Below are 26,828 nucleotides of genomic sequence, written 5' to 3' on the forward strand. Positions count from 1 at the left end.
TCAGTTCCTGAGCGCTTCGCGCATATTCTGGAGCCGCAGCCTGCCATCCGCAGCTTGTGCATTCACACAATTGCTTGTGGCACTGAGATCGCCTGGATTGTTACGGCATTCGGTGAGAATACGGCTCAGCAAACTTTCATCTCGGATGAGCTCTTCGACGGTATAGGTCGGGCCAATATCATCGGAACAACCGGCAAGAAGGCCAAGCACTGTCATGGTAACAAGCGCCCTCATTTCAGCGCCGCCTTCATACTGTCCATGCGCTGGCGCCAGTCTTCCGCCTTGCGCTGTTCATCGACCTCAGTTTGCGCGCGCTGCACCATTTGCAGCCCCTCCATCCGCAGGACATCCGTCTGGAGAAAAGCCTGTTCCGCCTGAAGCCGGGCTTGCAGGTCAGCGATACCTTTGGCGTCACCTGTCGATGAGATTTTCTCACGCAATTCGTCAATACCGTCGATACGTTTCGTTGCAGCATCATAGATCTGCTGACCGAGGCTCATCTGACCAGCATTCTTGTTCTGGATACGCGATAGCTCTTTCGCATAAAAATCATCAGCGCCCGTTTGATAGCTAGAATTGCTTTCGAGAAATTTTGATGCGGATTGCCCGATGCTGCCTGATCCATAGCCTTTGAACAGACCTTCAATGGAAACGAAATCTGAAGGCAGTGCCTTTCGTATCTCCGGATCGTTCAAGACATTGGCGACATCCGCCATATCAGTCAGCTTGTTGAGCGAGCTATAAAGTTGCTGTGCCTGATCAATCTGCTGATGAAGCGCATCGAGTTGGGATTTCAGCTGAGTGATGCTCTCTATCTGTTTTAGAATAGAGGTCTGGTCGACGACGGGAATCCCCTGCGCACCAGCTGCCTTGAGTGAGAAGATCATCGCGGTAGCAACTACTGCTCCACATGGTCGGTTTACCGCCATCAGCTTGCACTCCTTCGTTGCTGGAAAACCGGAAGCCAATCATCTAGCCTGTCGCCAACTTCCGCGCGGATGCTATCTGCAAGTTCGACACTGGCGATGCGTCCGGAAAGAATGGCGAGCTCGTCGTCAAAGCCATGGAGGTTTAGCTCCGCCACGACGCTTTTGTGCCCCTGTTTCAGGACAAAACGTCGGCTTTCGACGGAAAGTTCGCGCGCGATCAGTTCATATTCACGCTCTGTCAGCTTAAATCCGTCGACATAATCCGCATGGCTGCCCCGCGAATTTGGCAAAAAGATTTGCGTGGGGCATTGTTCGATGATGGTGTGGGCGATCGGCGAATTGATTGCGTCGCGCGGGCTTTGCGTTGCAAACAGCATCAGGCCATTTTGCTTGCGGATTGTCTTCAGTTTGTTTTGCGCCAGATCCCGAAAATCCTCATCCTGCAACGCTTTCCAGAATTCATCGATGACGATGATGATGCGCCGACCATCAATCAGCTGCTCGACGCGGTGGAACAGATAGGCCATCAGGGGTGTGCGGATTTCCTCATTATCCAGAAAATCGGTCATGTCGTAACCGACCATGTTTCCGCCAACACCGAACTCCCCCAAACCGATATCCTCGCTTGGATTGTCAAAGACCCAGCCAAGCGGGCCTCCCCGCTCCCATCGGCGCAACCGGGCTGCGATCCCTTCGGGGTTCGTATTGTCAAGAAAAGTCCGAAGCGCACCGATCGTGCGTTGTTCCACGGACAAATCGGCAAGTCCGTCAATTGCAGCAGCGATATCGCGCAATTCGGTGACAGATAATTCCCGTGTCCCCGATCCGACGAGCTTCCCAACCCAGTTCGCCAGGAAGATCTTGTTTTCCGGTGTCAGATCGAGCGCTTTCAGCGGCGCACAGCCGGTCGGCTTGCCATTCCTAAGCGAATGATAGACGCCGCCTGCCGCGCGCACATAAAGGTCGGCGCCGCGGTCTTTGTCAAAAAACACAACATGCGGATCATGTTTTTCGAGTTGCGAAAGCATGAAATTCAAAAGCACGGTCTTGCCGGCACCAGACGGGCCGCAAATGAACGTGTTTCCAAGATCACTGTCATGGAAATTGAAATAGTAGGGAGAGCCGGATGCAGCTTTCAAAAGGGCTACTGCAGCGCCCCATTTATTGCCGTCTTTCTGACCGACCGGATAAGAATGGAACGGCGAGAACGCTGCAAAATTGCGTGAGGTAATGGCACCGGACCGAGCTCGATATCTGAAATTTCCTGGAAGCTGCGCCCACCAGGCAGCTTCCAGCCCGAGATCCTCACGCGCTACGACAGCACCGCCATTGGTCAGACTGGCGCGTGCCTTGGCAAGATGATCAGTCAGATTTTTCACTGTTGGAGCGAAGACTGCAAGGGACAGATGATGTTCACCAAGAACGAACCGGTTCGATTCCAGATCGTCCATCGCGTCATCGAGTTCTTCGATCTGCGAAGCTGCCTTATCTCCGCTGCTCAGCATTTGGTTTTGCTTGCGGCCCATGATGGTCCGGGCATCAGCCTTTGAGACAAAGGAAAAGGACTGTGAGAGGATCAGTTCAAAAGGGCTCGTTAGAACACCATCCAGCATGCCGGGTCTGGTCGTGGCGGGATATTCCTTGAAACTCAGCATTCCCGCAAAACGGCTCTCAGCCTCATGCCGAATTTCTATTGTCTCGCGACCGACGATGATACGATCGGAATAGATCGCAGATGCAATACGCCCCTCGGTGAGCGGAACCGGTTCCGATCGTCCGCCGACGAGCTGGTGTAAAACTTCGCTCGGCTCAGAAAATAGCAGATCATCCTGTTCGTAGAGCGAGAGGACCCGCGGCTCGAACCGCTTCAGGCCCGCCGTAATGTCGATAACCTTGTCGCGGAGCTGCTTTATTGCCTCCTCATCGAGTTCTATACCTGCCCGTCGGGTACGCCGGAGATGTGACAGCAGCTTTGCCGCCTTTTCTGCAGGATCGCGCGGTGGCGACCATACGATTGCGAGATAGAGATCATTGCGGAACAGATCCTCGCGTATCATGCGGTCGCGATATTTTTCGTTGAGTTGGGCTGAAAACGGCGCTTTAAAGGTTCCGTCGGGATAGCTGTTGTCGCGTCGACGGATCAAATGCGTCCAGAGCGCAAGCCGCTCATCAGCAATGTTCCTGTGAAGCGTATTGAGATCACGATGCAGGGCATTGATATCCAGGAGATCTGCGGTCTCGAACGAAACGCCGTCGAGTGCAATGATCACCATCAGCGCTCGTGACTCCAGCGCAATCATATTCTCGTCAACGTGGCGCAGATAGGGGATGAAGGTCTCCGGGCCAAGCTCCCGGGATTTCAACGTTGCAACGCTAGGCAAAACCAAGATCCCTTTCATCAAACCGACGCGACAGCTTCATCGGAGAGATCGAGCTGCCGCCCCAATGGGACGTGTTTCGGGATCGCCCGCGTGTCTCTACCCATGCAAGCACGATGCGAAACATGTTGTGGTCATGCTTGACGAGCGCGCGGAAGATGAAGTGAAACACGATGCCGACAAGCGCATAGGCGACTGAACCTGCTGCGAGGTAGAAGATCGTCGTCGCAATGACATTGATCCCCATCGCCTCCATCGTGACGCCTGCAAACATTGCAGGCCGGGTACAGGCAATAAACAACGTGTCCTCTGCAAGCGGAGACCCTGCCGTCATCATCCGGTCAGCTCCCGACGATTGTGTTGACGAGTTCAGAGGAGCCTGCAATCACCCCGATACCGACGATCCAGTAACCGGCGCGCCGCAGGTCCATATATCCAAACATCCAGGCGATCGCGATTATGATCACTGCTATCGTCGCTATCAGCCTGAAAATATTGCCCGTCAGCATATCGACAACATTTTGAAGGATCGATTCAATGCCGGCAGCTTGAGCAAAGGCGGGTTCAACGAAGGCTGCCACCACAATGAATGACATTGTTGCGGAAGCTGCAACTGAACGCATACGAGAACGATAGTTCATTTCATTCTGCTCCATTCTTATTCTGGAAAACCAGGATCGAAGACCGTCGCCGGCTGCTGAACACATCCCACAAAGGTACAGCCTCGTCGGAGGCGTCCTCCTCCTTGGAATTCTCAGCCACAACATTCGCGACGACGTTCGGCGTGACCGCAGTTTGCATCTGATCACGACCATACTGAGAGACGCCAACAGTCAATTTGGCTATTGTTGGCTTCAATCGTTGGATTTCGCGCCGGACCTGGCTGTCATATTTGACCAGTGCACCGATGGAAGGATCGCCACGACCGTAGAACGACTGCAGCATGACCTTCCCAGCCATCGACTTGTCGTCACCGATCCTGATGGCAAACCGATAATAGTCCTCAAGCAAGGTCGCTGTGGCCTGGAGATTGGCGCATGGATCGAACGCGTCAGAAACTGAGAGCTTGAGTTTCAGCAAATCATCGATGCGGATCCCGCCAAGACCAAGCTGGATATCCTGATGGTCGGCGGCCAGTGTTGTGGCGATTTCTATCGCCTCGGCTTTCGATGCCGGCTGCTCCATTAATGGAGGACCACTGTTGATGCGAATATTGAATGGTGCAAAGCCGCTTTCCAGACTGACAATGCCAGCCAGTGTTTCAGAAGCCATCATCGGCGCGCAGCTCTGGGCAAGATCGACAAAAGGAATTGGCATCATCAAAACCACACCCGTTGCTTGCCAACGCCGTCAATCGTCACATCGATATAGTTCGGCTGTTCGCGCACAAGCGGGCGCGCTGTTACGTAGCCCGTACACTGCAGCTGTCCGTTTTCAGATCGCCATTGTGCAGCCGTGATTTGTTCATTGCTGCTCCTTGGCCAATCGCGATCATGCCTGCACAGGCTTTTGTTCACAATCTGCCTGGAAGTGGAAACACAGGATGCTTCACGCGCCCTATCTGAATAGGTAACGGTCAGGCTGTACCCGTCATTGCAATAAAGAGGTTCATAATGCGGGCGCGAACTTTGAAACCCGACTCCGCTACAGGTGGGAAACGACTTGCCTCTGGCCAGCCAACGCCATAGTTTTTGCACCGGCGGGCGACATGCTCCATACTGCATCGGCCCACCGGGATTGGATAAGCACAGGATAACCTGGCAGCCCCAGTCGTCAGCATGAGCGCTTTGACCAAAACTGAGATATGATGACACGAACCCGAAACTTGCCACTGCACTGCGAAAGAGAAAGCTGTTCATGCCTCCCATCCTCCGATTTTTTGTTGGGCACGTTATCGGAAGTCGGTGTGCCTCAACGTCATACTATGCAAATAATAGATAGTTAAAAGAATGGCAAGCAATTTAAGTGAACGGTGGCAAAATCAGGCTCTCGCGCATTTTGGCCTGCGGGAAATCCTGGAAAAGCCACTCGAAGACGAGACGCCGCAATCACGCATCAAGCAGATTGGGTTGCTGAACGTGCTCTACATGATGCATCAGGCTCATGAGCCCTTAACGCTCGCCTCCGTAATAAAAATTACCGGGATGACGCGCGGCGGAGTGATTGAGACCATGGATCTGCTCGTTCAGCGCGGCATTCTCACGGAAACGTTGGGGAAAAATTCAATGGGGCGCGGAACAGCACGGCAATTTGAATTCGCGCGGCAAGTTTTTGATCAGATCCGATCCACAGCCGAATAGCGTTTAACTTATAAGATTTTTACAATTGCAACCCATTAACCATCACCTGTCCGGTCTGGGTTCTCAATCACCGCAACCATTCCATCTGGAGGGCACCGTTCAACTTCAATCAAAGGCTATAACCGACTGTCCTCCATGAATGGCTTGAACAAGAAGGATACTCTGGACGTACAACAACGAGCGGCCCAATATGGGCATCGGCGGCAGCACACCCGTACAGAAACTGAAACAGGCTGCGTAAATTCTACTGCTGAGCTCCGTTACATATGGGGGTGTTACCCATGCACAGGCGGAAATTTTCCCTGCACGAGCGAAAAACTCGGCAACGCCCCTTGAGCGATGCCGGGTATTCCATAACTGTTCGATCACTAATGCGATCAGATTGGTTGCTATTCAACCGTCACCGACTTCGCGAGATTACGCGGCTGATCGACGTCAGTACCCATAAGAATTGCGGTGTGATAAGCCAGCATCTGGATCGGCAGAGCATAGACCAGCGGCGTGATAAATTCTGGCACGTCAGGCAGAACGATGGTTGCCATCGTATCAAGACTTGCTGCCGCTGCACCCTTCTTATCAGTAATCAGAATAATACGACCGCCGCGAGCTGCCACTTCCTGCATGTTGGATACAGTCTTCTCATAGAGACGATCCGACGGTGCAATGACGATTACCGGCATGGTTTCATCGATCAGCGCAATCGGTCCGTGCTTCAGCTCACCAGCCGCATAGCCTTCAGCATGAATATAGGAAATTTCCTTGAGCTTCAGCGCACCTTCCATCGCCAGTGGGAAGGACGTGCCGCGACCGAGGTAAAGCACATGATTGACTTTGGCCAGCTCATGACAAACTGCCGCAATCTGGTCTTCAAGCTTCAACACCTGATTGATGAAACGCGGCGCTTCGGAAAGCTGGCGCACCAGCTCCTGCTCGCGTTTGTCGTCAATCACCCCGCGCGCCTTTGCGGCAGCAATTGCAAGTGACGCCATGGTCGAGAGCTGACAGGTGAATGCCTTGGTCGAAGCAACACCGATTTCAGGACCGGCAAGCGTGGGAAACACAGCATCCGATTCTCGCGCAATAGTCGAGCCGGTCACATTGACCACAGAGGCGATTTTCAAGCCCTGTTGCTTGCAATAGCGCAGCGAAGCCAGAGTATCAGCCGTTTCACCGGATTGCGAAACGAACATCGCCAGCGAATCCTTTGAAAGCGGCATTTCGCGATAACGGAATTCCGATGCAATATCGCTGTCGACCGGCAAACGCGCAATCTGCTCGAACCAGTATTTGCCAACTGAGGCTGCATAAAAAGCGGTGCCACAGGCAGAAATGGTCAGACGATCAACCTTGCTGAAATCAATGCCGACTGCTTCTTCACGCACTTTTCCGGTGGTGAAATCGAGATAGTTTGCAAGCGTATGGGAAATAACTTCCGGCTGCTCGAACATCTCCTTCTGCATGAAGTGGCGATGATTTCCCTTCGACACCAACATATTTGCAGTCTGTGATTTTTGGACCTCGCGCTCGACCTCGGCATTGGTTTCGTCATAGACGGTTACACTCTTGCGTGTCAGCACAGCCCAATCGCCATCTTCCAGATAAGCAATTGTGTCAGTAAATGGTGACAACGCGATGGCGTCGGAACCAAGGAACATTTCACCCTCGCCGTATCCGACAGCCAGCGGCGGTCCCTGACGCGCACCGATCAGAGTTTCTTCATCGCCTTCAAACAGGAAAGCAAGTGCAAAAGCACCCTGCAACAATGGCAAGCTGTCACGCACGGCTTCAACCGGCGACTTGCCCTTTTCCAGCTCGCGCGTCACGAGGTGCGCGACAGCTTCGGTATCAGTCTCGGTCTCGAATTTGCGCCCTTCGGCTTCAAGCATGGTACGCAGTTCAGCAAAGTTTTCGATAATGCCGTTATGCACCACAGCCAGACGTGCGGTGATGTGCGGATGCGCGTTGCGCTCAACGGGCTTGCCATGGGTGGCCCAACGCGTGTGGCCAATGCCGATTACCCCGGGAAGTGGCTCGCCCGTAAGGCGATTTTCGAGATTGACGAGCTTGCCTTCCGCACGACGGCGATCGAGCTTACCATTCTGGAGCGTGGCAATGCCGGCAGAATCATAACCGCGATATTCAAGGCGCTTCAGCGCATCAACCAGACGCGGTGCGACCTCGTTATTGCCAATAATGCCGATAATTCCACACATAGGGTGCTCCGGTCTAGTCGTATTTAATAGTTGGGATAGTGGAAAACAAAAACCGTTGCAATCAGGGCGTCTTAGGCATCATCAAGTTTTGAGACCCAGGTAGTCCTTTAAAAGTAAAGCGACGATGTAGAGCCGATAACCTCGATCTGTCAAAGTTATAGCAGCTTATCGAAATGAGACCGGGACCGAAAACGGACAAATTGGCGATATGATATTATACTAGTCTAGCCACAACATTCCGCAGTGAGGAGTGGCAATGAGGCGCAGACCAGTTGAAGATTTCCTGGAATTTCGCAGTCGACAGGCGTGAGTTGGCAGGACGCACGGCTTTGGTCGGATAATCAGCTGTTGCAATATCTGTAACAGTCGTCGTCGGTCCGCCAAGTTCGGCACTCTCACTAAATATGGCGCGCGCAAAGCCGCTCCAGTTCGTGTCACCCGTACCCGCCAAGTGGTAAACGCCATAGGCGGAAAAGTTGGGCGTTGCCGTTAAATGATCTGCCACCTTAATAATCGCATCTGCGATATTGAGTGCACTGGTTGGATTGCCCCATTGGTCAGAAACAACGGAAATAGCGTCGCGCGTCTCCGCCAGCTTCAGCATCGTCTTGACGAAATTCTTGCCGAAGGGGCTATAGACCCACGCCGTTCTTAGAATGATGTGTTTTGGATTGGCTTGCGCTACCCGACGCTCACCTTCAAGCTTGGAGCTTCCATAGACGCTGCGAGGTCCAGTGATATCCGTTTCGACATATGGTTTGCTGGTATCACCCGAAAAAACATAATCCGTCGACAAGTGAACGACAGGAGCACCGCAGGCCTTTGCCGCTTCGGCAACTGCTTGCGCGCCAGTTGCATTCACCGCAAAGGCTAATTCAGGCTCATCCTCAGCCAGATCCACTGCCGTGTAGGCGGCAGCGGAGACAACGAGGTCGGGCTTGAGCGCCTCAATGGCACTGCGCACGGTTTCGGGCTTCGTCAAATCCAGTTCCGGGCGACCCAGTGCAATCACTTGCAGATTGGGTTGTTGCGCTGCCCTTTCCAAAAGGCTCTGGACAAGCTGTCCCTCTCGCCCGGTGACAACGATTTTCATGCCTTGGTCTCTTTTGCCACCGCGCTACCGAGCCGTTCACCCGCGTAATTGCCACTGCGGATCGGCTCCCACCACCAACCATTATCGAGATACCATTGAATGGTCTTTTCAAGCCCTGTCTCGAAGGTTTCCTGTGGCTTCCAGCCCAATTCACGTTCAATCTTTGAAGCGTCAATTGCATAGCGGCGGTCATGTCCAGGCCGATCCGTCACAAATGTGATCAGATCGGCGTAACTCTTGCCGTTTGCGCGCGGACGCTTCTTGTTGAGAATCGCGCAGATCGTTTCCACTACATTCAGATTGGTGCGCTCCGCACGCCCGCCAATATTGTAGCTTTCACCCAATTTGCCCGTGGTCGCGACCAATGCCAACGCACGTGCGTGATCCTCAACATAGAGCCAGTCACGCACATTCGCTCCTGCACCATAAACTGGCAGAGGCTTCTCATCGAGCGCGTTGAGAATGACCAATGGGATCAGCTTTTCTGGGAAATGGAACGGCCCATAATTGTTCGAGCAATTGGACAGCACGACCGGCAGCCCATAGGTCTCATGCCAGGCACGCACCAGATGATCGGATGCTGCTTTCGACGCCGAATAAGGCGATGATGGCTGATATGGTGTTTCTTCCGTGAAGATACCGCTATCGAAAGGCAGATCGCCAAACACTTCATCCGTTGAAATGTGATGAAAACGGAAAGCCGATCTGCGCGGCTCAGGCAGTTCCCGCCAATAGGCGAGCGCCGCATTGAGCAGGCGGAACGTGCCGACAATATTCGTTTCAATGAACGCGCCAGGACCATCGATTGAACGGTCGACATGGCTTTCCGCAGCCAGATGCATGACGACGTCGATTTCGTTGGCACGCAAGGCTTCAAGAACGCCAGTGTCATCGCAGATATCAGCCTGAAGAAAGCTGTAATTCGGATGGTTTTCAATCTGGCGCAGTGAGGCCAGATTGCCCGCATAGGTCAGCTTATCGAGATTGATGACGTTGACCTTGGGATCAGCGGCCAGATAGCGACACACCGCAGAACCAATGAAACCGGCACCACCCGTAACAAGAATGTTCATATTATTCCTCAATCAAAAACGTCTGAGTTGGCAAGCAGCGGGGCTTTCTCATCCTTATCGGACAATTGCACACCAGTTGCTGGAATAGGCCAATTGATGCCTATTGCGGGATCATCAAACCGGATTGAGCGGTCATGCTCCGGAGAGTAATAATCCGTCACTTTGTAAATCACTTCGGTATTCTCAACGAGCGTGATGAAGCCGTGCGCGAAACCCTTCGGCACCAGAATTTGGTTCCACTTCTCGGCTGAAACTTCCTGTGCTACCCACTTGCCAAAAGTTGATGAGCTTTTGCGGATATCAACTGCAACATCCAGAATTGAACCGCGAATAACGCGCAGTAGTTTATCCTGAGCAAATGGTGGCAATTGATAATGAAGACCGCGCACAACGCCCTTTGCTGCAGAATACGAATGGTTATCCTGAACAAAATTAAGATCAATACCACGGGTACGCAGCGCCTCGATCTTGTAGGTTTCGGAAAAAAAACCACGATCATCACCGAACTTTCGCGGAATTATCTCAAAAACCCCATCTAAACCTAAAGGGCGAATTTGCATTAATCTTTCCCTAATTCATCAACACGTCGACGCAGGTAAGCTGCATATTCAGTTTTGCCCAGCTTGGATGCACGCTCCAGCACGGTTTCACTACTCAGCCACCCCTTATCCAAACCGATCTCCTCTGGACAAGCTATTTTAATACCCTGTCGCTTTTCGATAGTCTGAACGAAGGATGACGCCTCGTGAAGGCTGTCGTGTGTACCTGTATCCAACCAAGCATACCCGCGTCCGAAACGCTGAACGTTTAACTCACCTCGTTCGAGATAGACATTATTGACTGTGGTAATCTCTAGCTCTCCGCGCGCGGACGGCTTGATAGAATGTGCGATATCAACCACTTGATTGTCATAAAAATAAAGACCTGTGACAGCCCAGTGAGATTTGGGCTTCTCAGGCTTTTCTTCAATGGAAACAGCTTTTCCGGTTTTGCTATCAAATTCGACAACACCATAACGCTGTGGATCATCGACACGATAAGCAAAAACAGTCCCGCCCTTCATTGGCTGAGAAGAGAGTTGTGACAGTTTCGAAAGACCATCACCAAAGTAGATATTATCACCAAGGATCATGGCTACGCTGTCGCCGCCGATGAAGTCTCGACCAATGATAAAGGCTTCAGCCAGACCGTTAGGATATGCCTGCTCAGCGTAAGAAAAATTGATACCGAAATCAGAACCGTCACCAAGCAGTTTTTGAAAAAGTGGCAGATCGTGTGGTGTCGAGATGACTAGGATTTCGCGAATTCCAGCTAGCATAAGGACGCTAAGCGGATAATAGATCATCGGCTTATCATATATCGGCAGAATTTGCTTTGAGACTGCGATTGTTAAAGGGTACAGTCTCGTACCGCTGCCGCCAGCCAGAATAATTCCCTTCATGCGTTTTCACTTCCTATCATCTTACTTCTTTCGTTTCGTTCATATAAGCACATAATATGCCTAAGATGATGGCTTCGATTTGACGACAGCCGGAGCTACCTAGCGAACCGAGAATTCAAAGAATGACCAATAGTGTTTCAGCTGCTGATCCTCAAACCAATAAGCAGCCATTGCTAACGATTTCAATCGTTACATTTAATCCTGACTTTGATGAACTCAAAAAAACACTGGACAGCCTGAAAATTGCACTGAAGACGTTCGCGCCCAGATCTTTCGCAATCACAATTGTGGATAACTCCTCTAGTAAAGAAGTCGCCTCTTTTCTGCTGCGTTACTATCCACAATTGCCAGTTAAACTAATTGAAGGTCAAGGAAATATCGGCTTTGGCCGGGCTCATAACCTCGCAATGCAGCCGATGGGTGAATTTCATCTCATTCTCAATCCAGATATCCAACTCGATCCTGATGCGCTGATAAATGCACTTGCATTTATGAGAACCAATGAAAATTGTGGACTATTGAGCCCTTATGCCGCTTGGCCGAATGAGCAACGACAATATCTATGTAAACGCTACCCAGCTATCTTTGACTTAATCATAAGAGGCTTTGCACCCAAGATAGTTCGCTCGCTTTTCTCAGCACGATTAGCGCGATATGAATTGCAGGCTGAAACGCAGAACGCAGTCTTTTGGAACCCGCCCATCGTGAGCGGGTGTTTCATGTTTTTTAGAAGCACTACTTTAAGAGATACAGGCGGATTCAGTGATAAATTCTTCTTATATTTTGAGGATTTTGATCTTTCTTTAAGATCGCGTAAAATTACTGATACAGCATATGTGCCCACAATAAGAGTGGTCCATGCAGGTGGACATGCTTCGAAGAAAGGATTTTGGCATATACGGGTTTTTACCCAGTCAGCGATGACCTTTTATGGGACCCATGGACTCAAATTGTTCTAATTATCAGTAGACTACGAACATACTCCTCTTATACTGAGTCCTAGCCTGAGGCCGCGAGGAATTAGAATTTACCGTCTCTTTTGGTGATCTTTCCCGTTTTTGTTGGAAGGGTTACGAGATTCGGTGACGCTTTCCAAACATCCGTTCGGTCAATGGGAGTCGAACAGAAGTGACACACCGGCGACAGCGTTGCCATGATAAAGATCATTTGAATTTAGAGCGGAAAGAATAGCGAAATCGAAATGCTGCGCGTATATCTTTGGACGAAAGATAGCCCGACTCATTAAACTGTTTTGTTTGTACACCAGTTGTTGTTTGATATTTGAGAATTAGTGGAGGATGGATTCTAAGATCATGAAGTCTATACTGAATAAATTCAAATCGTTAATGTCTTCTGGTTTCACTTCGGACGTCGATCACAATCCAAACCCGTTATTCTTGGTTCGTCACGCGACCGCCAGCGTAACCAATTACGAAAAGCTGTACGCTCAGAATTATTATGCTCACCAATCAGGCTCAACATCATACGATGTTGAACGATTCCCTCTTTTGCTTCAAAAACTAGCTGGTGAGATAGGTGTAGAAAGTCTTTTAGATATAGGAGGGGGTAACGGAACACTGTCTCGTATATGGCGCGGTTTCGGCGGCAAAGCTGCATCACTAGACTACTACGACAACCCTGAAGATTTTTGTAAAAAGTTTGATCTATCGCATTACGAAGTGGATGAGACAAATGATATCCAACCATTCATCAACGAGAACCTGGGAGACTCCTGGATATCTACCTGCCTAGACGTTGCAGAGCACATTGATAACGAGCATCTTGCCGACTTTCTTCTCAATTTGAAACCAATCATCGGCAAGGCTCTCGTCATTTCGATTAGTACCAGACCCAGTTCGCGATCGAACAGTTTTCATTCGAGCGTTCTACCGATTGAAACCTGGAAAGCACTTTTCAAACTCGCGGACTACGAAGTTTATTCTGATACCTATTTCGATGACCTCATTAGAAACACACGATACACCGGAACGGGTGCTGATATTATCTCTGTTGCTCATTGGCAGAGAATAAACGCCTTTCGCGATATCAAAAACCATCAACACTATCTTGTCGTTCGCAATAACGGTGTTCAATCGCCCTCTATCGTGGATTTACGAGAAAAGGTCGCAGAATATCTAGATATTGCTTATCGTTGGCATAAGCGATCCCTTGAACGTGTGTACCCAGAGTTAACCTATTCTGTTCACTTCGTCCAGGATTGGTCCTTTTTACGTAGCATTATGGACGTTTGGCCTTCCGATAGGCTGCGGGTGACACTTCGTAGTGATTGCATAAGTGAATCCTATCAAAACGTCATTCGAGGATTTCTGACACAGAAAGGAATTGAGTACACAACTCTTCGCACGGTTGACGACGCCGCCGCATTGATGACGCCATCTTCTAATGCCTCCCGGCTTTGGATGACTGCAACAGAAGGGAACCACAGCATTACTCACCAACTCAACTCGATAACAATGAGTAAGGCGCGTGACGCTGGGTTTCATACTGTTTCACTTCAGCACGGGATGACTATAGCGTCGGTATTGTCGCCATCATCAGAAGTTATTGGTGTTTGGGATGAAGGTGCAGAAGACGCGATGAGGTCGGCCCTTTCCAGTGCTCATTGCCACACAATAGAGGTGCTCGGTTCACCCAAATTCCTTGATGCTCAATTACAGCAAGCGATCAATGCAATACCACACCGTTTTGGTGAATGGACCCGCCGGTACAAGAGGCATATTCTGATTGCTCTGAATCTTCACTGGTCAGTCCATCGTTACGGATCTGACGATACCTACTCTTGGATTTCTCGAATATTGAAAAACAATAAAGATCATCTTTTCTTTATCAAACCACATCCAGACGATAACTCTATTTATGATTTTATTGCATCCACTGAGGCGGAAAACGCCATTCTAGTTGATGATATTCTTTTAACCTCCATAGATTGGCCACTCATGCGCCTTGTAAAGGCCGTCGACGGCGTTATCACTACTCATTCAACTTTAATTTTGGATGCGCTGATCGCCAGCACCCCAGTCGTTCGACTTCCAGTCGAGGAAGATTATATTTCTAGCGATGTAATCAGACTAGCATCGTTTCCATTCAAGAATTTCTCATCAATACCGACAATTACAGCCGACGAATGGGTTAACGGAGGTGTGCCCCACACCCTCTCTGTGCCTGCACTTACTTTACCGGACAACTATCACGTAAACTACGGTTTCTTTGATAGCCTTATAGAAATTGTTAAGCACCCGTCCTCAGAACGATCAAAAGAAGCGAAACAATCGCTGGCGGCAGCCATAGTTTCGTCAATGCAGCACGTCAACCTCAACCAGAACCCACACAAAAACATCGCTTCCATTGATAAAGCAATGGAGCGCTTTCTGGGTTGACGTGATGATGAATACGTAACGCTGCGGTTAAGACCGCAGCGCTCGTCTCATGCGATTGGCGAAATTCCAAGAGAACCGGGCCATTTTACGAACAGCAGAATAAACAACCGGCATTCGTTCTAATCGCGCAGAAACTGCATTCGTTATTCTGATAACTTTTCGGTTCTCTAATGCACTCAATCGCCTCTGCAGTTCGATAATTCCGCCAGTGCCGGAAGCCATGCGGGACAAGCGCTGTAGTTGAAGCGTCTCGAATCTAGATAAACCATTCGTTGTCTGATAAAGCCGAACTTGACCCGGCCACTCAGAATACGTCCTCGCCATCGAATTTTTCCGTACACGGTAGAGACAAGTTACCGTCGGGATAATCGCGATGCGAAGGCCATTGGCTATGACGTTGAGATAGAATGCCCAGTCTTCATACTTTGCTTTGGACGCGGCATTCCATCCTCCCATACCTTTCGCATGAGAAACCCTGTATCCAGAGTTTGCATGACCCAAGTCATTTTGGGCTTGAGAGGTAACGAACCCATCTCCAAGCGGGCGGTATGTATATTGTCCCATCGGATAGTATTGATTGAAGTTCGTACCAGCATCAAACGCGGTCAAATATGGCACCGCCGCAGCCGCAGTTGAGTCACGGCTCAACGCAATGACTATTGTCTTAACCCAGTCATTTAGTGGAATATCGTCCGAATCAGCGTTTAGTATCAAGTCCGTCGTGCAGGCAGATAACGCTGTATTTCTTGCACCGGCCAGTCCGCAATTGTACGCATGATCAATAATCCTGAACGGTACATCGAGGTGCTTTTGAGCCGCTTCTGCCATCTCGATCCGGCTCTTATAATCAGAAGCATCGTTTACGATGATAATTTCAGTTGGTCGAAGAGCCTGCTGGTTTAACGATTTCAGCAAGTCAGTAAACTCAGAAATATCAGTGTTATAGAATGGGATCATCACTGTCGAACTAAGAAGCTCTACTTCTTTTCTATCGACCTTTTCATACTTAATATTTTCCGCCTTAATATTAGTCCTTCGCAAATCGTCGATAAGTTCATCGACGATACGGTTCTTTTTCTCATTATCCCAATCGACCAGTTCGCGAATTTTGTGACGGAGCGATTCGATGGAAAGGTCCGCTAAGCATTCCCGCCAAGCTTCAACTTGGAACATTTCAGGGATGCCTCCTGCGTTCCCAGTCAGGAGCAAGCCGCCATTACCGACAACATCATAGACTGCGAGCGGAAAATTATCGCCCCGATATGGCTCCACAAATAAGCTATCGGATCGTTGCTCCCTTATGTACGAAACAAGTTTCGCAAGATCAAACTCGGTGTACACCGTCAATTTGAAATGACGTTTGATTGCCGCCTCGTTGACATACCCTCCATTAGGGCCGCGGCCAATAAGCGTGACCTCCTCAATTCCTTTTGCTTGAAGCTCTTTACAAAAACTCTCGTTAAAAGATTCACAAAAGAGGTCGAAACCTTTCATCGGCATGAATTTCCCAATGAAAACGACGCGTCTAATATTGGAGAATCTCAAGTTATCGGCAGTAACGTTCGCGTATCGATAAGGGCACATTAAAACCCTATCATTATCAATTCGAATGCCTGCTTGAATGTAAAGATTGCGCAGAAAAACCGACGGGAAAACGACTAGATCGCTAAGCTCTATACAAATCTTTTCTTTTACCGCGCATACTTGTGCATCGGCGCCTGACCAAGATTGGTTAGCATTTTCAAGATAATGCTGGTTGCCATGACAATGAACAACGATTGTAAGTGTATCAGGAAGAACTCCCGTTCTCTTAGCCTGAGCAATACGAGTTCCGATACCCAAATACTCTTGGAAATGAACTTCCTTAAGATCAGGACACATAAAAAGCAATTGAGTGACAGCTTGGAGCAATACGTCGGCAATTCCAATATCACCAATTTTCGATACATCTATTATATCTGATGGGCTGAAAATAACGTCGTTGGCAGCCTTCTTCTTCTTATCAAAATCGAATGCAGCAAGCACTGCAGAGCCGTCAATGGAACGGTGCCAGTCTGCTACAAAAGTGCCAATGCCACCGCTCGCAACTAATCCAGGATATTCCGTCGTCATCATTATAGAAGATACATTCTGGGACATCCCGTAGCGCGATAATACCTCTTCATATGACGCAGCATCGAATGAACATTCCGCCAATATGGTACTAGCAAGCTCGTCGTGTATATTCGCACGGATATTACCGATCTGCACCACGTGGAATCCTGATGCCATCAAGAGGTTTCTAAGTTCTCCGTTCGTCCACTCACGAATATGGGCTGGGTTAGCTGGCCTGCTTGTTAGACTGTGATACCCCAACCTGGAGCGATCTGGCGTAGACAGGAAGCATCGATTGTCGACCGACCCCGCCAATAATAATCGAATGAATGCCAACAATGGCCTAGGATCAGGTATATGTTCGATTACATCGGCGCACAAAATTACAGTCGGGACGCCGTCCCGAAATTTTTCGGCCACTGCCAGTACTTCATTCCACGATGTTAGATCGCACTCGACATGCGTTGCAGCTGGATAGTTCTCCTTGGCTGCGATCAAGGAGCCAGCAAAATCAACAGCTACAACCTCGAAATCGCTTTCCGAAAATAGACTCTTGAGCTTAAGAGCGCTGCCACAACCAATGTCAATTATACGCTTCACCCCGGAAACATCGGTATACTGCTTTGCGGAATGGTATGTATCTGGTTGCCAAACAATATCCGAAGTTAAACCATCATTGAAAATATCGTTCAGCACGCGAGCTTGGGCGTTTACCCCAAAGTTCCATTGTGGAGTTGATATATACTGATGTGCGATGTTGATATTGTCGTAAGGCCTTTGATCAACTTCTGCGGGTGTAGGCATCAAAAAATTATCCGAACTCACAATGGAATCCTATAAACTATTAACAGTAAGATTTATGCCGTCGCTCAGATCAACATTCGGATGCCAATCGAGTTCATTCCTTATTAACGATATATCGAGAACACTTTTTCTAACATCGAAACTTCTCCCTGGCAGGGCGTTTTTCTTTGCTTTTACACCCATTGTTTGTTCGATAAGGGAAATAATTTCATTAACGCTTTTCCCTTCTCCGCTACCTATATTGAAAATCTTATGAGTTCCTTCATAGGATATGGCCGCCTCCATTGCCCGAACGGCATCCCCAATGTAAATGTAGTCCCTCTGCGTTTCACCGTCACCATATATGTCGACGGCGCGATCATTTCTTATGGCATCGATTACAGCGGCTATTAGCCCGACCCCTTTGTTTACAGATTGCAGCGGTCCGTAAGGATTTGACAAACGAAAAATTAGATAGTCGAGCTTCTTAGTAGAGGAAAACACTCTGAGATAGTTTTCGATAAGAAGTTTGTGCGCCCCATATGCGCTTATTGGCATTGTCGGGTCGCTTTCTCTTGAAGCAATCATCCCATTATTGCCATACACCGTACCACCAGAGCTAACAAATATAACTTTCTTTACTTCATATTCTGCGCATTGAGAAAGCAATGAAAGTGTTGGATTAATAGTTCTTATAATGTCGCCAGTGATATCAGAGTTAACTTTTGGTGGGCTTGTACCATGAATTAAATGATAAACATAATCCTGTCCGACAAGAGCATGTCTTACTTGATCTATATCAGAGAAATCCCCGCTCAGGAACTCAATATCGTTGTGCAATGAGTCTGGTTCTTTTCTTCCGAACGCGCGTACGTTGTAACCAGCCAATAATAGTCGATTGCATAGGTGCGTACCCACAAATCCGCCACCACCCAGCACCAATACTCTTTGATTGGACAAAACCTTCATCTCCATGACTCTAAGTTTGGAGTAATTGATAGGCCTTTATCTGTCAAACGCGACAAAAGAGCATTCTTTGGAACAGACGTGTGCGATTTCGATATATAATTCAACTCGTTAATCATAATTTATCTGAGGATGAGAACGCCGCCACTCTTGAACCAGCGATTCAATCTTTCGCTGTGCATCTACGATCATTGGGGTATAACGCTCGTTCTCGAAGCCCCACAGCGTTGATGTCGCATCCTCCTTATGGCCAGCAATAAACGGTAAGGCAACAACGACCCGAAGATTTTCCTGACGCTCCAGATACCTGTCGATTGTATTCGTGACAGCATCAAAATTAAGCGGATCCCATCGTGACAATAGTTTCAAAGAACTTTCATTATATATATTGAATACCGTGCTAGTCATCTTGTCTATAGTGACATAGGTTCGCTCGCCAAATTGTTCGACAGAGATAACCTTCGCACTGGAATGAACATCTGCCATCAGGCCTGAAAATATATCCCAATTCGATTTACGCATATCGAGATATTCATTAATCTCATGAAGGATGGCAGTGAAATTCTCGGGTAGTTCCACGTCATCTTCAATAACGGTCAACCTGTCCACTTCGTTCGCAATCGCATAGCGCGATAAGGCATTAAAACTGCCCCCACAGCCGACCCAGCCCAAATTATGTCGAATGCCATCAAATAATTCACAACTATCCGGCAGAGACTGGGCTATGTTTCTCCGCCGTTGTATCGTTTCGGGCAATGAAAGAGCGAAAAAGTCACTTTCTCGGGCCACATATATTGGGTGTTCGAGAATAACATTGGCTGGAACAACTCCAATCGCCACCAGAAAGCGGTCCATCATAAAATTGAACCGTGCGGCACTAACTGAAACAGCCGTTTCAAGAGTTTTGCTTATAGTCTCCAAGTTGTTCAGCATATTCAAAGCAGAGGCCATCATGCTATCGATAGACCCCTCATCGAAGAATTTTACGGCCCCTTCAAGTTCAGGATATTCATCCTGATCAGCCGTACCTTCGGAAAGAACAGGGATACCTAAGGAAATACACTCGCATATCCGAGGCATTTCTAACAATGCACCTTCATAGTAGTGAATATTTATAACAACTTTTGATTCCTGTATAATAGCGTAAAGTTCACTTCCAAACAAATCGTTGCATATTTTTACGCTATATTTCTCCTGAAGTTTCTCAAGAAATCTACGTCGTCTTTCGCTGCTTGAACTATCGCCATAAAATACAAAATCATATTTTTTGGGCTTTGCATTCCCTTCAAGGGCTCCTTCCAGCGAAGCACCGATAGGCAGATAATGTACTTTTGGATACTTCAGTCCATTCTTGTCCAGAAAATCAATGTTCGTTAAAGAATAATCAAGTACTCCCAATGAATCAGTGAGAATTTTGATATATTTCGGTGTGAACCATCTCGAACTCACCGATTGCTCGAGCTGAAATATGACACGTTTATTTGCTGGCGGAAGTCGCCCGAACATCTGTGCGCATAGTACGATATAAAAATCATGATCGAAACTCTTCATCGAGCCAGTTACGATTTCACTCTCGATCCCGTGGAACGCCAAACGATCAGATATTGTGCGTGCTATAAAGACGGTGTGCGGAGTGCAAAGAATTCCCCACACAACGCCGTTTCCATTTGCGAGGCGTTGACGCAATTTCACATGAGAATATTCCCGACCATACCATTTCAGGCGGTTCAAAAGCCCTGATAAGTCTCCGCGTGTAAGATAGCGCAGCGCATTAGTCAACTGTCTGAAACGGCTACCGAATGTTGGCATGATTTGTACAATACCTTGTAATGGAAAACAGAAAACTCGCATGCGGGAACTATCTAGCGTTAACAATTGCCCCGGTAAGCCATTGATATGAAAGTGGCTTGGCTACTGATTTTCAAAAGCCAAAGAAATTTTCGGCTTATAAGAGACACGATAAGAATAGCGTATTGTGCTTAACCCAATTACAACGCGTTTTTGACTTCTAAAAGCGCAGATGCAAACTTGTCATTCGCCGAAGTAAGTTGTCAAAACCTCATCTGGAGAGCCATCCATTTTAACTCGTCCGTGTTCAAGCCAGATTATTCTGTTGCAATTCTTCTTCATCAGATCCTTTGAATGACTCGCGAGAACGAGTATTTTCGTGGAGTCGACAAGTTCACGCATACGGATGTTTGCACGTTCCTTAAAATCCTCGTCGCCGGTTGAAAGCCATTCATCCATTATCAGAATTTCAGGCCGAACAGCCGTTGAAGTCGCAAATGCCAGCCGTAACTGCATACCAGACGAGTAAGTGCGGAACGGAACATCCAAGAATTCTCCAAGACCCGAAAACTCAGCGATTTGATCAAACTTATCAGCAATTTCCTCAGGCGGCATACCCATCATTGCGGAACGCAGACGAATATTCTCTTTACCTGTCGCATCTGGGTCTATGCCCAGATTGATATTGATCAATGATACGCAATTACCATTGATGACTGAGCTTCCATGTGTCGGCGTATAAATGCCCGACAACACACGAAGTAGAGTGGTTTTCCCAGATCCATTATGGCCAATCAGGCCAACCCGATCTCCATCCCTGAAAGTCATGGAAACATCATCGAGTCCACGCACAATCACCAGACGATCACTGCGCCTTTCGATTTTTCCACCCGTTGCTATGCTGAGAACCCTGTTTTTGAGCGAACGGCTTGTCGAGTTATAAATCGGAAACTCGACGCTAACATTCTGAAGTTGAATTAAACTCATTTTCTACAACCAATACGCTACGCGCCAACGATAGCGCCCGAAAAATATGATTGCGACACCCCAACCAATTATCGCGCATGCAAAACCAAAGGCCCAATCAAGCAAGGATGGCGGAGAGCCGAATAGTGGAGCCCTTACAAGTTCTATAAAGTGATAAAATGGATTTAACTCAATGAATGCTCGGGAGACGTGATCAGGCAGAATCTTAACCATCCACATGATGGGCGTAGCGTAGAACAGCACTTGAAGAATATTTGTTACCACTTGGGTCATATCCCGAAATCTAGCGCATAAAATTGCTAGAATGAGCATCATCCAAGATAGGTTCAGACACAATAGAAGAAAACCAGGAATCGCCCAGAGCGCATTTAAACTGATCATCCTGCCCAAAATAAGAAGTAGAATAGGAAAAATAACAATATTATGGGCAAATATTATTACATTTCTCCACACCGCGCGCATAATATGTGTAAACAATGGCATTCTAACTTGCAGGATTATTCCATCCGAAGACGTAAATGTTGTACACCCCTCATTCAAACACGTCGAGATAAAGCCCCAAGTAATAACACCAGCACAAAGATACGGCAGGAACTCACGCATCTCGCTTTGAAAAAGCGTTCCAAAAATCAAGCCAAGCGCGCCAATAAACACAGCCATATTTAAAGTAAGCCAGAATGCACCGACGCGGGAGCGACGATAGCGCTGCGCAACATCCTGCCATCCGAAAATCAAAGCTAATCGATATTTTGACAGAGCTTCCGAGATATCACGAAGAGCGACCTTCACTCCCTTTGTAGGCTCGGGGATTACAACCTCATGGGTCACATTTGCTGTAGAAATGTCGGTACTCATGATTTTATCCGGGCCAATCTTCTATTTGTCACGACTGCCACTTTCTCGAATAATTTTCTTATCAATGCGTTATAGCGTAATTGAAGAAACAGCTCTCCTAAGTCAACTCCGTCGTTACCATTCAATAAGGCTCTTTTGGGGCCATATTCCGCTAACATTCGATAAAAAACGACCAAGCATCCTTTGAAAATTTTTATTAAGGCCCATTTTCAAACCGCCCAAGATGAGGCGGTTCAAGATATGTAGTCGTCGGTGAACAATGGCCAACCCTTTGATATTTAATATCACCTTCTCAGATTTAAGTATTGATATTTGCAAGGTTTCGTACGGAGACCGGTGAAAAGCTTGCAATTTTGTTGGTGACTTAAGGAAGGCCGTGGCTTCGTTTGCCGGTAATGATTCAATGGCTCCTATGCTTTTGCCATGGAGAGTAGTCTGTGCCGCCCAAAGTTCCTGCCGCCGATGCACTGAGCGGGGGAGACGGGACGCCAATAGAAAATATTTCCGCGCCGCTGATGATTCTGAACCTGATGTCTGACTGTCATGTCATATCCGCGGTCTGGAGCTGACACGAAACCGAAATTCACAAGAATCGGCATGTGTGATTGCTCTGTGCCACAGTTAAGTGCGCATCCGGCGAATATGAAAATAATGAGGATTCCCAGCCAGAGGGAAATTTGAACAAAATCAATAGGCCGCTGATGTTGCTCTTAATTCATGGCTGGGGCGCCTGGATTCGAACCAGGGGATGCCGGTACCAAAAACCGGTGCCTTACCGCTTGGCTACGCCCCAACAAATCAGATCTATGCGATCGATTGGGCGGGCTTATAGCCGCTCCCCGCGCCAAGTGCAATCGCCTATCGACGAAATCTGAAAAGCTTAACAAGGACTGGGGATAAAGAATTTCGTCAGAGTATGATCAGTAACGCAAATCAGCCAAGCACAGGGATTTGCCTTCGCATCCAAAGCTGGTAATTCGATGATAGAGTCATTTTTTATTGGTTGTTGCAATGATCTTGTTGCTAGTCTCCTTTCTTGCAAGCGTCATTCTTTGCGGCGTCGGGCTTTATGTTTTATCCGCGCGTCTGCCAGCAAGCTTTCTTGCGGCAAAATTCAATGCGCGTTCCAATCATAGCGTCGCCGCCAGGCAAATCGGCGGCCTTGCGCTCATACCGGCGATTATTGTCTCGCTTTTAATGTTCGGCACAGATCTTGGACTGACTATTGATCTGGTCCTCTGTCTAAGCGGTGCCTGTTTATTGCTCTGGGTTATCGGAGGTCTGGATGATCGTTTCGAGCTTTCCGTCACAACGCGCTTTGGCTCGCAGTTTGTGGCCGCATGCCTCGTGATTTATGGGCTCGGCCCCGATTTCCGACTATTGCCAGAGCTTTTGCCTCATTGGGCTGAGATCCCGCTGATCGTCATCACGCTTGTCGCTGCAATCAATGTCACAAACTTCATGGATGGCCTGGATTGCATGACTGTCGCAGGCATTGGCGTGCCCATGGCTGGAGTCGCACTGCTGGCAGCGTTTCAGCTCGCAGGCGTTGAAAGCGGCACGATCGCTGCAATCACGGCGGGCGGGCTTCTCGGGTTTGCTTTTTACAACCGTCCACCCGCAAGCGTTTTTTTGGGCGATTCCGGCAGCTTTCCGCTGGGGCTGCTTGCTGGAACCGCGCTTCTACTTTTGGCACGGGAAACGCATATAGCGGTCGCGCTTATTCTGCCGCTCTATTACGTGCTTGATGCCGGCACGACGATCATCTTACGCGGTCTGGCAGGCGATAATATCCTGAAAGCTCATTCAAAACACGCCTATCAGGTCGCCAAACGAGCCGGGTGGAGCGTGTGGAAGGTGGTGAGCCACGTTGCACTGCTCAATATCATTCTGACAGCATGTGCGGCAGCGATTATGGTTTTCGACCATATGCTTTCGCAGATTATATTCGTGCTCATCGCCGCGGTCGCAGTGCTTTTGCTGCTGCTCGATTTCCGCGGACGCTTCAGGAAATTATGACGTCAAACAGAACCTTGCGGGCAGCGTTGGCATCTTCTGTCTCCATCGCAGCCCGAAGAGTATCAAGGCTTTTAGGGACGTCCACAGCAACCTTCTGACCCTTTGGTGCACGCATAATTTTGGGGTGGCGCGTCGTCTGAGCCTGAGACGGATCGTAGAAAAGCTCTTCATACATCTTCTCACCTTCGCGAATGCCCGTCACCTCAATCGCAATATCGCCGTCGGGATTGTCGGCGCTACGCACCGTCAGTCCCGCAAGCAGGATCATATTCTCGGCCAGATCACGAACCTTGACTGGATCACCCATTTCGAGAAGCACCGTATCGCCGGATTTGGCAATGGCACCGGACTGCACGATGAGCTCGGCAGCTTCCTTGATTGACATGAAATAACGCGTCATGTCTTCGTGTGTGAGCGTAACCGGTCCACCATTGGCAATCTGTTCGCGGAAAAGCGGAACCACCGAACCGTTGGAGCCCAGAACATTGCCGAAGCGGACGGAATAGAACAATTTATGGTGCCCCGCCTTTTCAGCGAGTGTTCCGTAGTAATAAACGACAAGTTCTGCCCAGCGCTTTGTCGCGCCCATGATATTCGTTGGTCGCACGGCCTTGTCGGATGAAATCAGCACCATTCGTTCGACATCGGTCGCAAGCGCTGCCGCTGCAACGTTCAGAGTTCCAAACACATTGTTGCTGATACCGACAAGCGGATTCTGCTCAACAAGCGGCACATGCTTATAAGCTGCACAATGATAGACCGTATCAACAGCATGAGCGCGGATTGCTTTTTCGACGCAATGCTGGTTCGCGACTGTGCCGAGTACCGGAATGACATCGCATGGCGCGATCTGTCGTAACTGGCGCTCAATCTGATAGAGCGCGAACTCGCTCGATTCAAAAAGAACGATACAGCTGGGATTCCACTGTGCAATTGTGCGGCAAAGCTGACTGCCTATCGACCCGCCAGCGCCCGTCACCATAATGCGTCGGCCTTCGACAACTTCACGGAGGAGATCAACATCAGGCGGTACAGGCGAGCGCCCAAGCAAATCGTCAATCTCGACATTGCGCAGAGCGCTGACAAGATATTTGCCCGCAGTCAGATCAGCGATTGGGGGCAGAATACGCGTACTGACCGGGAGACGGCCAAGCAGACGCGCCAACTCCTGTCGCTGCTTCTGATCCAGTTCCGGCTCAGAAATGACGACCTGACGAATTCCAAAGTTTTCGATCAGGTTGGGGATCTGAGATACATCGTAAACGCGAAGCCCGATAATATCCATTCCGCTGAGCTGGCCCGTCGGGTCCACGAAACCGATCACATGCGTATCGCTATGGCTTCTCAGTGCCGTCGCCAGCTGGCGCCCGGGTTCGCCCACACCAATAATCAGCGCGGTACTTGAATAGACCTTGCTGGTTTCAGCACTGCGTAGAAGCCATTTTGCACCAAAGCGGCTCGCCGAAATAAGGACAGTACTCAAAAGCCAGTAGAGCAGCGGAACCGAACGCGGCAAACCAGCGCCGCCATAGGACTCCATAAGAAAGACCAGTGCCACCCAGAACAGGGCCGCAATCGCCGTTGCCTGAAAAATAGGCCAGATGGCCCGCTCGGCGAGATAGCGGATAATCGCTCGATAAAGACCAAAACGAATAAAGACTGGAATAGCCAGAGCCGGAGCAATAGCGATCAGGAAAATCTGCGTCTGTGTCGGGACAAAAACAAAGCCAAGACGCATAACAAAGGCGAGATAGGCACTGAGCAACAACAAGAGGCAGTCGCTCAACAGAAGTATGATCTGCTTACCGACACGCGGTAACAAAGCCAGTCTCTGCCAGGGATATCTGAAACTCATACGAATATATCCTGCCCCCTCAAGGCGAGAATGCGAACAATCGCCGTTGAGGATTCGGCTAAACCCAACTCTTTTTAATCAGTGAAATCAGATATCTAGCTCAGAAATCTGACCGTAAAACCAGCCCAATAGTCGCACCGTTAGCATGAGTCCCACCTGCAGAGCCATATCAATTGATATTTCCGGCGCTCACGAAGATTACGCGCTGACCCCTTAATTATCTGTTTTTATTCGAGTTCTCTTAAACAAGCCATCGGGTCTTGGTTCTATCCCCTTAGTACTTTCGGCTAAGCAATAATTGCAGGCGATTTTTTCACATAAACACATAAACATTTCTTTATGTAATATTGACAAGCGACGAGGCTTCCGCCAGACTAACGAGCGTTATGGTCTTCCGTCAGCCTTCAGACGAAAGCTAAGAGGGAAACCGGTGCGTTAAAGACAAAACCGGTGCTGCCCCCGCAACTGTAAGCGGCGAGCTGAAATCCATCATGCCACTGGAACGAAAGTTTCGGGAAGGCGGATCGAGGCGCTGACCCGCGAGCCAGGAGACCTGCCATGACAAAACAACGTCCACGGGCGGGGTGTCCCGGAGTGTCGCAGGTCTGGTTGCCAGAAGCAGCCTTTTCGCGCACGTCTGTGAACCCGCGCCCCCA

General features: G+C 49.0%; 22 protein-coding genes, 1 tRNA gene and 1 riboswitch. Of the genes, 4 read left to right on the forward strand and 19 right to left on the reverse strand.

Translation table 11 applies throughout. The annotated features are described in order from the left end of the window. From QBD00_RS10545 to QBD00_RS10575, 7 genes are read right to left on the reverse strand one after another with little or no spacing between them, the layout of a single operon-like run. Entirely contained in the window at positions 1-234 is a 234-nt protein-coding gene (locus QBD00_RS10545; RefSeq protein WP_318579415.1) for an EexN family lipoprotein, read from the reverse strand. After that, positions 231-929, reverse strand: coding sequence for a P-type DNA transfer protein VirB5 (virB5, locus tag QBD00_RS10550; RefSeq protein WP_318579416.1), 699 nt, complete (start codon positions 927-929; stop codon positions 231-233). Before virB5 ends, QBD00_RS10545 begins: the two co-directional genes overlap by 4 nt. Continuing rightward, the gene (locus QBD00_RS10555) at positions 929-3,328 is read right to left on the reverse strand and encodes a VirB4 family type IV secretion system protein (RefSeq protein WP_318579417.1); all 2,400 of its coding nucleotides are present in this window, start codon (positions 3,326-3,328) and stop codon (positions 929-931) included. Before QBD00_RS10555 ends, virB5 begins: the two co-directional genes overlap by 1 nt. Continuing rightward, positions 3,303-3,644: a type IV secretion system protein VirB3 gene (locus QBD00_RS10560; protein ID WP_318579418.1), complete on the reverse strand. Its 342-nt coding sequence runs from the start codon at positions 3,642-3,644 to the stop codon at positions 3,303-3,305. Before QBD00_RS10560 ends, QBD00_RS10555 begins: the two co-directional genes overlap by 26 nt. 4 nt (positions 3,645-3,648) lie before the next feature. Then, on the reverse strand, positions 3,649-3,948 hold the full coding sequence (locus tag QBD00_RS10565) for a TrbC/VirB2 family protein (RefSeq protein WP_318579419.1): 300 nt from the start codon (positions 3,946-3,948) through the stop codon (positions 3,649-3,651). Between the two features lies 1 nt (position 3,949). Continuing rightward, a complete protein-coding gene (locus QBD00_RS10570; RefSeq protein ID WP_318579503.1) occupies positions 3,950-4,624 on the reverse strand; it encodes a type IV secretion system protein VirB1 in 675 nt (224 codons plus the stop codon). 2 nt (positions 4,625-4,626) lie between these two features. Continuing rightward, the gene (locus tag QBD00_RS10575) at positions 4,627-5,166 is read right to left on the reverse strand and encodes a hypothetical protein (RefSeq protein ID WP_318579420.1); all 540 of its coding nucleotides are present in this window, start codon (positions 5,164-5,166) and stop codon (positions 4,627-4,629) included. A 90-nt stretch (positions 5,167-5,256) separates the two neighbouring features. Between QBD00_RS10575 and QBD00_RS10580 the strand changes: the two genes are divergently transcribed. Then, the gene (locus QBD00_RS10580; protein WP_318579421.1) at positions 5,257-5,607 is read left to right on the forward strand and encodes a transcriptional regulator; all 351 of its coding nucleotides are present in this window, start codon (positions 5,257-5,259) and stop codon (positions 5,605-5,607) included. Between the two features lie 389 nt (positions 5,608-5,996). Here QBD00_RS10580 and glmS read toward each other — a convergent pair whose 3' ends face one another. From glmS to rfbA, 5 genes are all read right to left on the reverse strand, one after another. Continuing rightward, positions 5,997-7,820: a glutamine--fructose-6-phosphate transaminase (isomerizing) gene (glmS, locus tag QBD00_RS10585; RefSeq protein WP_191793212.1), complete on the reverse strand. Its 1,824-nt coding sequence runs from the start codon at positions 7,818-7,820 to the stop codon at positions 5,997-5,999. Positions 7,821-8,034: 214 nt separating this feature from the next. Continuing rightward, on the reverse strand, positions 8,035-8,913 hold the full coding sequence (rfbD, locus tag QBD00_RS10590) for a dTDP-4-dehydrorhamnose reductase (protein ID WP_318579422.1): 879 nt from the start codon (positions 8,911-8,913) through the stop codon (positions 8,035-8,037). Further along, entirely contained in the window at positions 8,910-9,986 is a 1,077-nt protein-coding gene (gene rfbB / locus QBD00_RS10595) for a dTDP-glucose 4,6-dehydratase (protein WP_318579423.1), read from the reverse strand. Before rfbB ends, rfbD begins: the two co-directional genes overlap by 4 nt. Before the next feature lie 8 nt (positions 9,987-9,994). After that, positions 9,995-10,546, reverse strand: coding sequence for a dTDP-4-dehydrorhamnose 3,5-epimerase (gene rfbC / locus QBD00_RS10600; protein ID WP_318579424.1), 552 nt, complete (start codon positions 10,544-10,546; stop codon positions 9,995-9,997). Next, on the reverse strand, positions 10,546-11,427 hold the full coding sequence (gene rfbA / locus QBD00_RS10605; RefSeq protein WP_318579425.1) for a glucose-1-phosphate thymidylyltransferase RfbA: 882 nt from the start codon (positions 11,425-11,427) through the stop codon (positions 10,546-10,548). Before rfbA ends, rfbC begins: the two co-directional genes overlap by 1 nt. 122 nt (positions 11,428-11,549) lie before the next feature. Here rfbA and QBD00_RS10610 point away from each other — a divergent pair, with 122 nt between their 5' ends. Further along, positions 11,550-12,386 carry a glycosyltransferase family 2 protein gene (locus QBD00_RS10610; protein ID WP_318579426.1) on the forward strand — a complete coding sequence of 279 codons (837 nt, stop codon included), beginning with the start codon at positions 11,550-11,552 and terminating at the stop codon, positions 12,384-12,386. Between the two features lie 354 nt (positions 12,387-12,740). After that, positions 12,741-14,825: a hypothetical protein gene (locus QBD00_RS10615; protein ID WP_318579427.1), complete on the forward strand. Its 2,085-nt coding sequence runs from the start codon at positions 12,741-12,743 to the stop codon at positions 14,823-14,825. A gap of 27 nt (positions 14,826-14,852) precedes the next feature. Here the strand turns inward: QBD00_RS10615 and QBD00_RS10620 are convergent, their stop codons facing one another. The 6 genes from QBD00_RS10620 to QBD00_RS10645 all read right to left on the reverse strand — a co-directional run bounded on the left by QBD00_RS10620 (position 14,853) and on the right by QBD00_RS10645 (position 23,091). Next, entirely contained in the window at positions 14,853-17,744 is a 2,892-nt protein-coding gene (locus QBD00_RS10620) for a glycosyltransferase (protein WP_318579428.1), read from the reverse strand. Positions 17,745-17,753: 9 nt separating this feature from the next. Further along, complete coding sequence (locus QBD00_RS10625) at positions 17,754-18,671, reverse strand: NAD-dependent epimerase/dehydratase family protein (protein WP_318579429.1); 918 nt, start codon at positions 18,669-18,671, stop codon at positions 17,754-17,756. A gap of 108 nt (positions 18,672-18,779) precedes the next feature. Then, a complete protein-coding gene (locus QBD00_RS10630) occupies positions 18,780-20,477 on the reverse strand; it encodes a methyltransferase type 11 (RefSeq protein WP_318579430.1) in 1,698 nt (565 codons plus the stop codon). 222 nt (positions 20,478-20,699) lie between these two features. Continuing rightward, positions 20,700-21,443 (reverse strand): ABC transporter ATP-binding protein, encoded by a 744-nt coding sequence (locus QBD00_RS10635; RefSeq protein WP_318579431.1) that lies wholly within the window; start codon positions 21,441-21,443, stop codon positions 20,700-20,702. A 3-nt stretch (positions 21,444-21,446) separates the two neighbouring features. After that, on the reverse strand, positions 21,447-22,298 hold the full coding sequence (locus tag QBD00_RS10640) for an ABC transporter permease (RefSeq protein ID WP_318579432.1): 852 nt from the start codon (positions 22,296-22,298) through the stop codon (positions 21,447-21,449). A 718-nt stretch (positions 22,299-23,016) separates the two neighbouring features. Further along, a tRNA-Gln gene (locus QBD00_RS10645) sits at positions 23,017-23,091 on the reverse strand. Between the two features lie 218 nt (positions 23,092-23,309). Here QBD00_RS10645 and QBD00_RS10650 point away from each other — a divergent pair. Beyond that, on the forward strand, positions 23,310-24,317 hold the full coding sequence (locus QBD00_RS10650; RefSeq protein ID WP_318579433.1) for a glycoside hydrolase: 1,008 nt from the start codon (positions 23,310-23,312) through the stop codon (positions 24,315-24,317). Here the strand turns inward: QBD00_RS10650 and QBD00_RS10655 are convergent. After that, positions 24,304-26,172 carry a nucleoside-diphosphate sugar epimerase/dehydratase gene (locus QBD00_RS10655; RefSeq protein ID WP_318579434.1) on the reverse strand — a complete coding sequence of 623 codons (1,869 nt, stop codon included), beginning with the start codon at positions 26,170-26,172 and terminating at the stop codon, positions 24,304-24,306. The genes QBD00_RS10650 and QBD00_RS10655 overlap by 14 nt on opposite strands. 370 nt (positions 26,173-26,542) lie before the next feature. Then, positions 26,543-26,748: riboswitch (cobalamin riboswitch) on the forward strand. The last annotated feature ends 80 nt before the right edge of the window (positions 26,749-26,828 follow it).

This window comes from Ochrobactrum sp. AN78, assembly GCF_029909885.1.
GTDB lineage: Bacteria > Pseudomonadota > Alphaproteobacteria > Rhizobiales > Rhizobiaceae > Brucella > Brucella quorumnocens.

Bases quoted from the DNA above. Each gene is read 5' to 3' on its own strand.
- QBD00_RS10545 (WP_318579415.1), bottom strand. From the start codon at position 234: ATGAGGGCGCTTGTTACCATGACAGTGCTTGGCCTTCTTGCCGGTTGT.
- virB5 (WP_318579416.1), bottom strand. From the start codon at position 929: ATGGCGGTAAACCGACCATGTGGAGCAGTAGTTGCTACCGCGATGATC.
- QBD00_RS10555 (WP_318579417.1), bottom strand. From the start codon at position 3,328: ATGAAAGGGATCTTGGTTTTGCCTAGCGTTGCAACGTTGAAATCCCGG.
- QBD00_RS10560 (WP_318579418.1), bottom strand. From the start codon at position 3,644: ATGATGACGGCAGGGTCTCCGCTTGCAGAGGACACGTTGTTTATTGCC.
- QBD00_RS10565 (WP_318579419.1), bottom strand. From the start codon at position 3,948: ATGAACTATCGTTCTCGTATGCGTTCAGTTGCAGCTTCCGCAACAATG.
- QBD00_RS10570 (WP_318579503.1), bottom strand. From the start codon at position 4,624: ATGCCAATTCCTTTTGTCGATCTTGCCCAGAGCTGCGCGCCGATGATG.
- QBD00_RS10575 (WP_318579420.1), bottom strand. From the start codon at position 5,166: ATGAACAGCTTTCTCTTTCGCAGTGCAGTGGCAAGTTTCGGGTTCGTG.
- QBD00_RS10580 (WP_318579421.1), top strand. From the start codon at position 5,257: ATGGCAAGCAATTTAAGTGAACGGTGGCAAAATCAGGCTCTCGCGCAT.
- glmS (WP_191793212.1), bottom strand. From the start codon at position 7,820: ATGTGTGGAATTATCGGCATTATTGGCAATAACGAGGTCGCACCGCGT.
- rfbD (WP_318579422.1), bottom strand. From the start codon at position 8,913: ATGAAAATCGTTGTCACCGGGCGAGAGGGACAGCTTGTCCAGAGCCTT.
- rfbB (WP_318579423.1), bottom strand. From the start codon at position 9,986: ATGAACATTCTTGTTACGGGTGGTGCCGGTTTCATTGGTTCTGCGGTG.
- rfbC (WP_318579424.1), bottom strand. From the start codon at position 10,546: ATGCAAATTCGCCCTTTAGGTTTAGATGGGGTTTTTGAGATAATTCCG.
- rfbA (WP_318579425.1), bottom strand. From the start codon at position 11,427: ATGAAGGGAATTATTCTGGCTGGCGGCAGCGGTACGAGACTGTACCCT.
- QBD00_RS10610 (WP_318579426.1), top strand. From the start codon at position 11,550: ATGACCAATAGTGTTTCAGCTGCTGATCCTCAAACCAATAAGCAGCCA.
- QBD00_RS10615 (WP_318579427.1), top strand. From the start codon at position 12,741: ATGAAGTCTATACTGAATAAATTCAAATCGTTAATGTCTTCTGGTTTC.
- QBD00_RS10625 (WP_318579429.1), bottom strand. From the start codon at position 18,671: ATGAAGGTTTTGTCCAATCAAAGAGTATTGGTGCTGGGTGGTGGCGGA.
- QBD00_RS10630 (WP_318579430.1), bottom strand. From the start codon at position 20,477: ATGCCAACATTCGGTAGCCGTTTCAGACAGTTGACTAATGCGCTGCGC.
- QBD00_RS10635 (WP_318579431.1), bottom strand. From the start codon at position 21,443: ATGAGTTTAATTCAACTTCAGAATGTTAGCGTCGAGTTTCCGATTTAT.
- QBD00_RS10640 (WP_318579432.1), bottom strand. From the start codon at position 22,298: ATGAGTACCGACATTTCTACAGCAAATGTGACCCATGAGGTTGTAATC.
- QBD00_RS10650 (WP_318579433.1), top strand. From the start codon at position 23,310: ATGATCTTGTTGCTAGTCTCCTTTCTTGCAAGCGTCATTCTTTGCGGC.
- QBD00_RS10655 (WP_318579434.1), bottom strand. From the start codon at position 26,172: ATGAGTTTCAGATATCCCTGGCAGAGACTGGCTTTGTTACCGCGTGTC.